This window comes from Kitasatospora sp. NPDC092039 (assembly GCF_044756065.1).
In the GTDB taxonomy this organism is placed as follows: Bacteria; Actinomycetota; Actinomycetes; order Streptomycetales; family Streptomycetaceae; genus Kitasatospora.
The window spans coordinates 432,889-445,023 of sequence record NZ_JBIVSD010000003.1; the positions used below are offsets into that span (position 1 = coordinate 432,889).

10 protein-coding genes are annotated in these 12,135 nt (G+C 74.6%); 8 read left to right on the top strand and 2 right to left on the bottom strand.

All coding sequences use genetic code 11. The features are described from left to right. Positions 1–211: 211 nt before the first annotated feature. The 7 genes from ACIQI7_RS08225 (at position 212) to ACIQI7_RS08255 (ending at position 9,905) form a co-directional block, all read left to right on the top strand. Positions 212–805, top strand: coding sequence for a hypothetical protein (locus ACIQI7_RS08225; protein WP_401106271.1), 594 nt, complete (start codon positions 212–214; stop codon positions 803–805). A gap of 275 nt (positions 806–1,080) precedes the next feature. Further along, the gene (locus ACIQI7_RS08230) at positions 1,081–3,723 is read left to right on the top strand and encodes a hypothetical protein (protein WP_401106274.1); all 2,643 of its coding nucleotides are present in this window, start codon (positions 1,081–1,083) and stop codon (positions 3,721–3,723) included. 130 nt (positions 3,724–3,853) lie between these two features. Continuing rightward, on the top strand, positions 3,854–4,885 hold the full coding sequence (gene pstC / locus ACIQI7_RS08235; RefSeq protein ID WP_401106276.1) for a phosphate ABC transporter permease subunit PstC: 1,032 nt from the start codon (positions 3,854–3,856) through the stop codon (positions 4,883–4,885). Between the two features lie 64 nt (positions 4,886–4,949). Continuing rightward, positions 4,950–6,197: a phosphate ABC transporter permease PstA gene (gene pstA / locus ACIQI7_RS08240; protein WP_401106279.1), complete on the top strand. Its 1,248-nt coding sequence runs from the start codon at positions 4,950–4,952 to the stop codon at positions 6,195–6,197. 38 nt (positions 6,198–6,235) lie between these two features. Further along, positions 6,236–8,065 carry a phosphate ABC transporter substrate-binding protein PstS gene (locus tag ACIQI7_RS08245; protein WP_401106282.1) on the top strand — a complete coding sequence of 610 codons (1,830 nt, stop codon included), beginning with the start codon at positions 6,236–6,238 and terminating at the stop codon, positions 8,063–8,065. After that, entirely contained in the window at positions 8,062–8,973 is a 912-nt protein-coding gene (locus ACIQI7_RS08250) for a sortase (RefSeq protein WP_387759684.1), read from the top strand. The genes ACIQI7_RS08245 and ACIQI7_RS08250 overlap by 4 nt, the downstream gene beginning before the upstream one ends. A gap of 155 nt (positions 8,974–9,128) precedes the next feature. Then, entirely contained in the window at positions 9,129–9,905 is a 777-nt protein-coding gene (locus ACIQI7_RS08255; RefSeq protein WP_401106902.1) for a phosphate ABC transporter ATP-binding protein, read from the top strand. Between the two features lie 24 nt (positions 9,906–9,929). Here the strand turns inward: ACIQI7_RS08255 and ACIQI7_RS08260 are convergent, their stop codons facing one another. After that, positions 9,930–10,772, bottom strand: a complete 843-nt coding sequence (locus ACIQI7_RS08260) for an HAD family hydrolase (RefSeq protein ID WP_401106285.1) — start codon at positions 10,770–10,772, stop codon at positions 9,930–9,932. A 161-nt stretch (positions 10,773–10,933) separates the two neighbouring features. On the opposite strand from ACIQI7_RS08260, the gene ACIQI7_RS08265 reads away from it, so the two are divergent. After that, entirely contained in the window at positions 10,934–11,122 is a 189-nt protein-coding gene (locus ACIQI7_RS08265; protein ID WP_401106288.1) for a hypothetical protein, read from the top strand. Between the two features lie 221 nt (positions 11,123–11,343). On the opposite strand, the gene ACIQI7_RS08270 is transcribed toward ACIQI7_RS08265, so the two are convergent. Further along, positions 11,344–12,057 (bottom strand): hypothetical protein, encoded by a 714-nt coding sequence (locus tag ACIQI7_RS08270; protein WP_401106291.1) that lies wholly within the window; start codon positions 12,055–12,057, stop codon positions 11,344–11,346. Between the last annotated feature and the right edge of the window lie 78 nt (positions 12,058–12,135).

The following is a 12,135-nucleotide window of genomic DNA, read 5'->3' on the forward strand; positions in this document are numbered from 1 at the left end:
CGGGGGGGCTGCGCCCCGGTGCCCCCGGGCCCGGGGGCGCCCCCCCCCCCCCCGGCCCCCCCCCCCCCCCCCCGGGGGGGGGGGGGCCCCCCCCCCCCCCCCCGCCGGGCCCACGCGACGACGACGTGACGGGGGAGCCGGTCAGCCACGCCTGAACGTCGCCGCCTCGCACGACCAGCACACCTCCTCTCCCTCTCCCAAGGAGTCCAGCATGTCCCGCATCAGCGCCCGCCTGGCAGCGACCGGTGCCGCCGTCGTCCTCTCCCTGACCGCCGTGAGCGGTGCCGCCGTCGCCGACCCGGCCACCACCCCGGCCGCCGGCCAGGCCGTGATCACCACCGACGTCGCCTTCCTGACGAACGCCGCGCTCAACGGCATCGTGGTCATCCCGATCCAGCCCGCCAGTGCGGCGTACGACCAGACCGCGGGCCTCACCGTGACCCTTCCGGTGAGCGGCGGCGCGGCCGACATCCCGGCCTTCTACGGCGACGTGCGGTTCGGTGGCGGCCTGCTCTTCCTGAACCTGAGGACCGGCAGGAGCGTCACCTTCAAGCAGCTCGACTTCTCGGTCGACGACGGCTACTTCACCGCCGTGCCGAACGGCTCGACGACCCCGGTGCCGCTGCTCGACCCGGCCGGCGACAACGTGATCAGCCGCAGCGGCCTCACCCAGAACCTGAACTCCTCCAGCTTCCAGGTGGACGCCGCGGGCGCGCAGTACCTCGACGCCGCGCTCGGCACCGGCTACTTCACCGCCGGCCAGCAGATCGGCAAGCTCGCGCTGTCCTACACCCCGGCGCACTGAACCACCCGGTACCGAGCCCCGGTACCGAGCCCCGGTGCCGAACCGCCCGGCACCGGACCGCAGGTCGGCGGGCCCGCGCCCCGGCGCGGGCCATTCGCCTGCGGAGTTCCCAACTCCGGTACGGAGTCGTCGCGTTGTGGTCTCGTACACCTGGTCGACCGGATCCCGCCATGTCCGACTGGCCGAATAGTACGCACGGAATCGTCCGTCCCCGGCGCGATCGACGCCCCTCGTGCCGCCTCCCTCGGCGGCCCGCACCTCCCGGAGGCCTCGCCATGAGAAACCGCGTACCCGACCCGAGAGGCCGAGGGAGGTGGCGCCGTCGACTACCGGCCCTGGTCCTCGCCAAGGCCGCGGTGGCGGCGCTCGCCGTCATTCCGATCGGGCTGGGCGCGGCGCCGACGGCGCACGCCGACTCGGCCGTGACCGTCCCGGGCCCGAAGGTCTGGATCCCGGCCGCCAAGCAGTACGGCGCCCCGGGCAGCGTGACCGTCTCCCAGACGGCCAACCTGACCAACCAGGTCCTCCAGGTCTCCTGGAGCGGTTTCACGCCGACGGTCTACCTGGGCTCCAACGCTCCGGCCCAGACGGCGCAGCCGCTGTCGACCCACATCCTCTACGCGGTGCGGATCTACCAGTGCCGCGGCACCGACCCGGCGGTGACGGACTGCTACGGCAGCACGCTCTACGGCGGCGACCCGTCGAAGGGCTTCGAGCAGCCGCCCCGTCCGACCCGCACGGAGGTGCCGGAGTGGCCGACGAACCAGGTGATCGCCGCGACCGGCCCGGACGGCTCGGGTTCCGCCTCGATCGAGGTGTGGAGCGCCAAGGAGAGCGCCACGCTCGGCTGCGACGCGACCCACCCCTGCTCGCTGGTGGTCGAGCCGAACTACGGCGGTGACCCGCTGGACCTCTACCAGGTCCTCGACGGCAAGGCCGACTGCGAGTTCCACGACCTGGACACCGACCCGGACGGCTACACCGCCGCCGACGGGATCATGGTGCCCGGCAACCAGAACTGGAGGACCGGCAACCGGACCAGCGAGCAGTGCGCCTGGCAGCACCGGACCGTGGTCCCGCTCTCCTTCGCCCCCACGGCGGACTCCTGCGCGGCGAGCGACCAGGCCTTCGGCGCCGCCGGCCTGGAGATGGCCAACCGGGCCGTGCAGCAGTGGCGGGCCGGCCTCTGCCTGGGCGACTCGCCGATGACCGTGGGCTACGTCCCCGCCGGCGGTGAGCCGCAGGCCCGCGCCGCGTTCCTGGCGGGCAGCAGCACCACCGAGGTCGCGCTGACGGCGCGGCCCGACCGGTCACCGCCGCCGAGGCCGTACGTCTACGCCCCGCTCGCCACCACCGGCATCTCGGTCACGTACCTGATCGACGACCCGAAGACCGGCCGGCAGATCCGCGACATGAGGCTGAACGCCCGGCTGGTGGCCAAACTGCTCACCCAGTCCTACGCCTCGCCGGGCGCCACCATCCCCTCCGTGGCCGGCAACCCGACCTGCCTCTTCACCGACCCCGAGTTCAGGCAGCTGAACCCGGAGACGGCGGCCAACGGGATCCACTGGCCCACGAGTTGCGGCGGGACCCTGACGGTCTACCCCGGCGTCCCCGGCGGCACCACCGACTTCACCCACCAGCTGACCTCGTGGCTCGCCGCCGACCCGGACGCCGCCCGCTTCCTGGACGGCGAGCCGGACCCGTGGGGCATGCGCGTCGACAGCTTCTACCTGAAGCCGAAGTTCGTCGGCTACCCGACCGAGGCCTTCCAGGTCCAGGACTTCTCCGGGCCCGCGCAGGGCAGCTCGGGCGTGGACTTCCAGCACTGGAAGCAGTACGAGTGGAACCCCTCCCTCGACGGGCTCGGGAGGGTGGCGCGCAACCTGATGCAGTACCAGCCGAACTGCCAGCAGCCGAACACCGAGGCCAACGGCAGCCACAAGCCCTGTGCCGCGCAGATCCCCGGCGTACGCTCCCTGCTCGCCATCATGGACACCGCCCAGGCCAAGGCCTTCTCGCTCCCCGAGGCCTCGCTGCTCAACCCGGCCGGCTCCTTCGTGGCGCCCGGCACGGCCGGCTTCCAGGCCGCCGTCGCCGACATGCCGACCGACGCCGCCACCGGGGTCCAGCAGCTGCCCTACGGCGCACCGGACACCGCGTTCTCGCGCGACCAGCGGGCGTACCCGCTGACCACGGTGCAGTACGCGATGGTGCCGACCGGCGGGCTGCCCGCCGCGAAGGCCGCCGCGATCTCCCGGTTCCTCCAGGCCGTGACCACCGACGGCCAGACCTACGGCCTCGCGCCGGGGCAGCTCGCCCAGGGCTACCTCGCCCTGACCGGCGCCCAGCGGCAGCAGGCCCAGGAGGCCGTGCGGCACGTCGCCGCCCAGGACGGCCGGCTGCCCGGCAACCAGACCGCCCCGCCGGCCGGCAACCCCGAACCGGGCACCCCGGAGAGCGGCAACGGCGGTTCCGCCTCCGGCGGTACGGGCTCCGCCGGCCCGGTCGACGGCACCGGCCCGGTGGGCACCGGATTCGGCTCCTCGGACGGCGGCTCCGGCGGCACCGGATTCGGCTCCTCGGACGGCCTGACCGGCGGCGGCCTCTCCGGCACCGGCTCCACCGGCGCCACCGGGACGGGTACGGCCGGCGGTGCCGCGGCGCCCGGCGCCCCGGCCGCCGGCAGGCCCGGCGCGACCGCCGCGCCCGCCGGCAACGCGATCGCCGCGGCCCCGGTCGGCACCCCGGTGCCCGACCGGCCCGGCACCGCCCGGCTGCTGCTGCCGGTCGCGCTGATCGCCGGCCTGGTGCTGCTGGTCGGCGGACCGGCCGCGCTGTTCCTCGGCGGCACCCCGGCCGGGGCGAAGGTGCTGGCCGGCGCCCGCACCCAGTGGTCGCGACTGCGCCGCAGGTAGGAACCCGCGCTCGGCGGGGCCGCCGTCCCGGCCCCGCCGAGCGCGTTCCCGCCCGCCGGGGCAGCGTCCCGGCCCTCACCGAGCACGCCCGTTCCCGAGCACGCCCGTTCCCGAGCACGGAGAGCACACCATGACATCCGCCGCCGAGCCCGCGGCACCGTACGCCGGGGCGCCCCGACCTCCCGGCCACGGGCCCGACCAGGACGTGCCGCGCACCATCACCGCCCCCGCGACCCCGGGCGACCGGGTCTTCCGCGGCGTGCTGCGGCTGGCCGGCCTCTCGGTCTTCGCGATCATGGGACTGATCGCCTTCTTCCTGATCCTGCGGGGCACCGACGCGCTGCGCGCCGTCGGCTGGTCCTTCCTGACCGAGCAGAAGTGGCAGACCGCCGCCCACAACTTCGGGATCGGCGCCGTCCTGCCCAACGGCCTGCTGATCGCCCTGATCGCCCTGGTCATCGCCGTCCCGGTGGCGCTGGGCACCGCGGTCCTCATCTCCGAGTACGCGCCGGTGCGGCTGCGGGCCGCGCTGGTCTCGCTGATCGACCTGATGGCGGCGATCCCCAGCATCGTCTACGGCCTGTGGGGCCTGTTCTTCCTCCAGCCGCGGATCCTCGGCTTCGTCCGCTGGCTGGCCAACCACCTCGGCGACGCGATCCCCTTCCTCAAGGTGCGCACCGGGGACATCGGCACCTCGTACACCTCGTCGACCTTCATCGCGGGGGTGGTGGTCGCGCTGATGATCATTCCGATCATCACCTCGCTCAGCCGGGAGGTCTTCTCCCAGGCGCCGCAGGGCGAGCGGGAGGGCGCGTACGCGCTCGGCTCGACCCGCTGGGGGATGGTCCGGGCGGTCGTCCTGCCGTTCGGCCGGGGCGGTGTGATCGGCGCGGTGATGCTGGGCTTCGGCCGCGCGATGGGCGAGACCATCGCCGTCGCGCTGATCATCTCGCCGAACTTCAAGGCCGTCACCCACATCCTGGAGAACGGCGCCAACTCGATCTCCGCGCTGATCGCGCTGCGCTTCGGCGAGTCGGACGCGCTGTCGCTCTCCGCGCTGATGGCCGCCGGCCTGGTGCTGTTCGCCCTCACCCTGCTGGTCAACGTGCTGGCCGGGTTCGTCATCAACCGCTCGCGCTCCGGCGCCGCGACGGCGGACTGAGCATGACGGAGTCTCAGCCCGTGCGCGGGGCCCGCAGCCGTCCGAACCGTGAAGGGACCATCCGATGACCACGCTCGACCTGCCGCCGGTCGCGGTTCCCGGGCCGGCCGGCGAGCCCGGGCCGACCGGGCCCACCGGGTCCGCCGTGGCCGCGGCCCCGCCCCCCGAGAAGAAGCTCCGGATCGGCGGCGTCACCCGCGACGACGTCCTCACCGTGACGGGCGCGGCGGCCGGCTCGCTCGCCCTGGACTGGGTGCTGTACGAGCGGGTGCTGCCGTTCAGCGGCGCCTTCGGCTTCCTGGTCTGCTGGTACCTGTTCTTCCTGGCCGGCTACTACCTGCTCGGCCGGCTCCAGTGGCACCCGATGATGGTGCGGGACCGGCTGATCGCCGTCGTCGCCTGGAGCTCCGGGCTGCTGGTGGTCGCGCTGATCGCCGACCAGATCGGCTACGTCGCCGGCCGGGGCTGGGAGGCGGCCCAGCACCTCAACTTCTTCACCGAGTCGATGGAGTTCACCGGCCCGCTCGACGGGCTGACCTCGGGCGGAGCGCTGAACGCGGTCGTCGGCTCGCTAGAACAGCTCGGCCTGGCGACGCTGTTCGCCGTTCCGCTGGGCATCGCGGCGGCGGTCTTCATGTCCGAGGTGGGCGGCCGGATGGCCCGCCCGGTGCGCACCCTGGTCGAGGCGATGACGGCCCTGCCGTCCATCGTGGCCGGCCTGTTCGTCCTCGGCGTCGTGATCCTCACCTTCGGCTTCGAGAAGAGCGGCTTCGCGGCCTCGCTCGCGCTCACCGTGATGATGATGCCGATCGTCACCCGGGCCGCCGAGGTGGTCATCCGCCTGGTGCCCGGCACCCTGCGCGAGGCCTCCTACGCGCTCGGCGGCAGCCAGTGGCGCACGGTGTGGAACGTGGTGCTGCCCACCGCCCGCCCCGGCCTGGTGACGGCGGTGGTGCTCGGCATGGCGCGCGGCGTCGGCGAGACCTCCCCGGTGCTGCTCACCTCCGGCTTCACCTCGCAGTTCAACGCCAACCCGTTCGACGAGCACCAGGTGTCGCTGCCGCTGTACATCTGGAACTACGTCAAGCAGCCGTACGACGGGATGATCGCGCGCGGTTTCGCGGCCGGTCTGACCCTGATGGCCGTGGTGCTGATCCTCTTCGTCACCGCGCGCGTGCTCGGCGGCCGCCGACCCGGACAGCTGACCCGCGCCCAGCGGCGCCGGATCGACCGGGACGCCCGCCGGACGGAGGCGGCCGCCCTCGGCGGCACTGCCCGCCCGAACGCCCTCCACGCGCGGTCGGAGCGCTGATGTCAAGACCAACCACCCTGCGTACCAGAGGAGTTCACATGTCCAGGGGCCTCAGTCGCTCCGTGGCCCGGCTGCTGGCGGGGGCGATGTCCCTGATGCTCGCGGCGGCCTCCCCCCTGCTGGGGCAGACCCCGGCGTTCGCGGCCTCCGTCTCGCTGAGCGCGGACGGCTCCAGCTGGGCCGGACCGGCCATCGACCAGTGGCGGCAGGACGTGTCCCCGCAGGGCATCCAGATCAACTTCAACCCGGTCGGCTCGGCGGCCGGCCGCACCCAGTGGGCGGTCGGGCAGGACGACTTCACCGCCTCGGACGTGCCGTTCCGCGCCGCGCAGGACACCGGCGTGGGGCAGGGCGGCAAGGAGTCCGGCACCGGCAGCGCGGAGAACCCGGTCTGGGGCTTCTCCTACGTGCCGGTCACGGCGGGCGGCACCACCTTCATGTACAACCTGGTGGTCGGCGGCAAGCAGGTCCGCGACCTGCGGCTGTCCCCGCAGACCATCGTGGACATCTTCACCAACAAGATCACCAACTGGAACGACCCGAAGATCACCAACGACTACGGCAAGGCGCTGCCCAGCCTGCCGATCACCCCGGTGGTCCGCTCCGACGGCTCCGGCGCCACCGCGCAGTTCACCCGCTGGATGGAGCACACCCACAAGGACCAGTGGGACGCCTACTGCACGTCCGTCAACGGCGTGAGCTGCGGCGGCTACACCGAGTTCTTCCCGCCCTCCGGCCGGATGACCGCGCAGAACGGCTCCGACGTGGTGGCCGGCTACATCAAGTCCCCGACCAACGTCGGCACCATCGGCTACGACGAGTACGCCTTCGCCAAGCGCAGCAACTGGCCGGTCGTGAAGGTGCTCAACGCGGCCGGCTACTACTCGCTGCCGACCGCCTCCAACGTCGCCGTGGCGCTCACCGCCGCCAGGATCCGCGGCGTGGACGACGCCACCCCGGCGAACGACCCGAACTACCTGCAGCAGAACCTCGACGGCGTCTACACGATGGACGACCCGCGGGCCTACCCGATCTCCAGCTACAGCTACCTGATCGTGCCGCGGGCCGGGGCCGCCAACCCGCCGCCGCCGCGCTTCAACAACGACAAGGGCTCCGCGCTCAGCCGCTTCCTCTCGTACGTGCTCTGCGAGGGCCAGGGCAAGGCGGACGACCTCGGCTACTCGCCGATTCCGCGCGGACTGGTCAAGGGCGGCCTGCTGCAGACCAGGAACATCCCCGGCAACGCCAGCCCGGTCGACCCGAACACCCTCGCCAACTGCGCCAACCCGACCTTCAACTCGGCCGGCGAGCTGACCGTCCTGAAGAACGCCCCGATGCCCAGCCCCTGCGACAAGGCGGGCACCCCGATCGACTGCACCGTGCAGAACGGTCAGCCGGTCAGGACCGGTTCGGGCGCGGGCGGCTCCGGCGGCGCGGCCGGCGGTTCCGGCGGTGCGGCGGGCGGTTCCGGCGGCACCGGCAAGCCCGGGGGCTCCGGGGGAGCCGGGGGCGGCACCGGTTCCGGTGGTGCGGGCGGCGCTGGGGCGGGCGGTGCGGGCGCGGCCGGCGGCGCCGGTGACCCGAACGCCGCCGACGGCGGTGCGGCCGCCGGTGACCCGAACGCGCCCGGCGCCGGCGACGGCACCGAGGAGGTGGTGGTCGACCCGCAGACCGGCCAGGTGGTCGCCCGCGGCCGCGGCGGCGTCGCCACCGAGGTGGCGGCCGACGTGGTCGAGGTCAGCGGCAGGCCCGAGGACTGGACGCTGTCCGCGCTCACCGCGCTGGAACTGCTCGCCGTGGTGCTCGTCCCGCCGCTGCTCGGCCGCCGGCTGCTGCGCCGCCGCAACGGCTCGGGCGGCACCTCGTGACCGCCCCGGTGCTGGAGAAGCCGGCCGCGACGAGCGCGCCGGCCCGGCCGGCCGGCCCCGCCGCGCCCACCGCCCCGGCCCGGCCCGCCGTCTCCCCCGGGCGGCGGCGGTTCCTCCAGGGCGCCTGGGCGGTCAGCCTGGCGGCCGCGCTGGTGCTCGGCTTCGTCGGGTACCTGTTCACGCTCTCGCACGTCCAGCAGCGGCACTACCAGTCCACCGCCCACAAGACCTTCCGCGACCAGCTGGCCCGGGCGGTCGCCCCGACCGGCGCGGCCGCCGACGGCGAGCCGGTGGCGCTGCTGGACATCCCGGCGATTGGCCTGCACCAGGCCGTGGTGGTCGAGGGCACCACCGGCCGGGACCTGATGCGCGGCCCCGGCCACCGCCGGGACACCGCGCTTCCCGGCCAGCGCGGGGTCGCCGTGGTCTTCGGCCGCGGCGCCACCTTCGGCGCGCCGTTCGCCGGACTGTCCAGGCTGCGGGTCGGCGACCGGATCGAAGCCACCACCGGCCAGGGGAAGTTCACCTACACCGTCAACGCGTACGGCGACGGCGACCACCCGGTCGTCGACCCGGCCCGCAACCGGATGGTGCTGGTCACCGGCGACTCCGACTGGATCCCCGGCTCCACCGTGCTGATCGGCGCCCGGCTGGAGGGCGACCCGGCGCAGAACCCCGGGGGCCGGCCCGCGACCGTCCCGTACGACAAGGCGCTGGCCGCGGACAAGGGCGCGCTGGCCACGCTCCAGCTGTGGTCGCTCGGCCTGCTCGGCGCGGTGGCCGGCGCCCTGGTGCTGGCCCGGTACTGGCGGCGCTCGGCCGCCTACCTGAGCCTCGCGCCGGTGGTCGGCGCACTGCTCTGGGCGGTCTACGAGAACGCCGCCGCCCTGCTGCCCAACCTCTACTGACGCGCGCCCGGAGGACCGTTCCGATGACCGACGCACCACTGACCGACACCCCGCCGGCCGACCCGGCCGCCGACACCCTCACCCTCCCCCCGGCCGCCCCCGCGCCCCACCCCGGCCGGCACGCCGCGGCCACCCGCCCCGACCCCGGCGGCGAGGTGCTCGCCGGGCTGGAGACCCGGGACGTCTCCGCCTGGTTCGGCAGCCGCAAGGTGCTGGAGCGGGTCTCGCTGGCGATGCCGGCCGGCGAGGTCACCGCGCTGATCGGCCCGTCCGGCTGCGGCAAGTCCACCTACCTGCGGATCCTCAACCGGATGCACGAGATGGTGCGCGGCGCGGCGCTCTCCGGCGAGGTGCTGCTGGAGGGCGACGACGTCTACCGGCCCGGCCGCCGGCCCGCCGAGGTGCGGCGCCGGATCGGCATGGTGTTCCAGCGGCCGAACCCGTTCCCGGCGATGTCGATCCAGGACAACGTCTCCAGCGGGCTCAAGCTGGCCGGGATCAAGGTGTCCAAGGAGGAGCGCCGCCACCTGGTGGAGACCAGCCTGCGCCGGGCGGGGCTCTGGGACGAGGTGTCCACCCGGCTGCACACCCCGGGCGGGGCGCTCTCCGGCGGTCAGCAGCAACGCCTGTGCATCGCAAGGTCGTTGGCCGTCTCGCCGGACATCCTGCTGATGGACGAACCGTGCTCGGCGCTCGACCCGACCTCCACCCGGAGGGTCGAGGAGACCATCGCCGAACTGCGCGGGCGGCTCACCATCGTGATCGTCACCCACAACATGCAGCAGGCCCAGCGCGTCTCGCAGACCTGCGCGTTCTTCCTGGCCACCCACGACACCCCGGGCCGGATCGTCGAGGCCGGGCCGACCGGGCAGGTCTTCGGCAGCCCGCGCGACCAGCGGACCTCGGACTACGTCAACGGCCGCTTCGGCTAGCCGGGCCGGCCGGGGCGGCTCCTCCTACCGGCCGAGGAGCCGCTCCAGCACCGCCGCGACGCCGTCCTGCTCGTTGCTCACGGTGTGCAGCGGCACCGCCGCCAGCACCTGCGGGTGCGCGTTGGCGACGGCGTAAGCGGTGCCGGCCCAGGCCAGCATCTCCAGGTCGTTCGGCATGTCGCCGAAGGCCACCACCTCGCTCCGGTCGATCCCGCGCGCGGCGCACCAGCGGGCCAGCGTGCTGGCCTTGGTGACGCCGGGCGCGCTGATCTCCAGCAGCGGGATCGCCGCGGACCGGGTGATCTCGGCCAGGTGCCCGGCGGCCTCCCGGGCCTCGGCGAGGAACTTGTCCGGGTCGAGGTCCGGGTGCTTGGCCAGCAGCTTGAACAGGCCCCGGACCGGCCCGCCGGCCCCCAGCAGCTCCTCCGCCGGGCCGACCTCGTGCTCCAGCTCGTCGCCCCACATCGGCACCGCGTACCCGGCCTCGCGGGCCCAGCCGCCCGGGTGCTCGAAGGCGAACGCGGTGCCGGGCAGCTTGGCCCGCAGCGCGTCGACCACCGCCAGGGTGGTCTCCACCGGCAGCGGGAAGGTCTCCAGCAGTTCCCCGCGCCGTACGTCCACCACCGCGCCGCCGTTCGAGCAGATCGCCACCCCGTGGCCGCCGATGTGCGGGCTCACCTGCTGCATCCAGCGCGGCGGCCGCCCGGTCACGAACACCACCTGCACCCCGGCCGCCTCGGCCGCCGCCAGCGCCGCGGCGGTGCGGTCGGTGACGGTGCCGCCGGAGCAGAGCAGGGTGCCGTCCAGGTCGGTGGCGATGAGGCGGGGCGCGGTACGGGGTTCGGTCACCGCTCCATCTTCGCCCATCGGCGCGGCCGGGGCACCGCCCCGGAGCCGGGGCCACCGGCCGTTCCCGCCGTGATCAAGCCCTTCGTACGCCGTTTCCGGCCGAACCCGCGGCCACCGCGGTGCCCGGCCGGCCCCGGCGGGCATGACCGTTCCCGGCCACCCCGTCGGCAGGAAGAGCCATGCCCACACGCCAGCTCCGCGACCAGCCGCCCCCGACCACCCGCCCCGGCACCCGCGACCCCCGGGCCCCCGGCGCCTCGCGCGACCCGGTCCTGCTCGGCGACGTCCTCTTCCACACCCTCGCCGAACTCGCCCGTCGCACCAGCGCCCCCTCCCTCCCCGCCCAGCGCACCCGCCCGCACCCCTAGCGCGACCGCGCGACCGGTGCGCCCGTCCGGGGCCGGGGCACGCGGCCGAGCACCACTGTCCGTCCCGTCCACCGGTGGAGCGAGGGGCGGAAGGTCCGGCGGCGGGCCGAGGAGCCCGGCTTCCGCACCACCCACACCGTGTACCGCCCTGGGGGGCGGGCGAGCCGCTTCGAAGGCCCGGGCCCGCTCCGCCCGCCACCGCGGGCGGAGCGGGCCGCCGGTCAGGCGGAGAGGCGGTTCAGCGCCGCGGTGGCGATGCCCTCGACGTGGGTGGGGGCGTCGGCGGGCCGGCCGGTGAGCTCGACGACGGCGACCTTGGCGCCGCTGCGCAGGACCGCGACCCCGCCGCTGGCGGTGCCGTCGCCGTTGTAGGCCGGGTACCAGCGGCCGGTGCCGCCGGCGACGGTCAGGGTGTGGCCCGCGCCGTAGTACCAGTGGCCGGCGGGCTCGTCCTGGCACGCCTCGACGAGCGCGACGAGCTGCTGCTCCCAGGTGGCGGCCGCGGCCTCGGTGGGGGCGGCCGCGGCCGACTCCGACAGCCGGCCCTGGGCGTCGAGGGTCCAGCTCACGGACGCGTACGCGGTGGCCTTGTCCTTGGTCAGGCTGCGCATCGTCTCCTCGCCGGAGCACGCGGACAGCCCCTCGCGTCCGGTCAGCGTGACGGTCGCGCCGACCGGGTTCATGCCCTGCCGGAAGTCCTCGCTCTGGACGAGGCGGGCGGAGCCGAGTCCGGGCGCGGCGGCCGCGGCCGGGCGCGCGGCGGCGACCGGCTGGGCGGTGACCGCGGTGCGCTGCGCGGCGTCGTGTGCGGCCCCGTCGGCGGTCGCCGACTGGGTGCCGACGACGCCGACCGTGATCAGTGCGGCGGCGAAGCAGGCCGCGGCGGCGAGCCGGTTGCGGCGAACGGTCTTCTGCTGGGTCTGGTTCTCGGTCATCTGGTCCCCCTGCTGGTCGGGACGCCTGCTGCGTCCTCGTACAACCGGGGAGATGCCGCCGCAGGAGCGAAAGTTGGA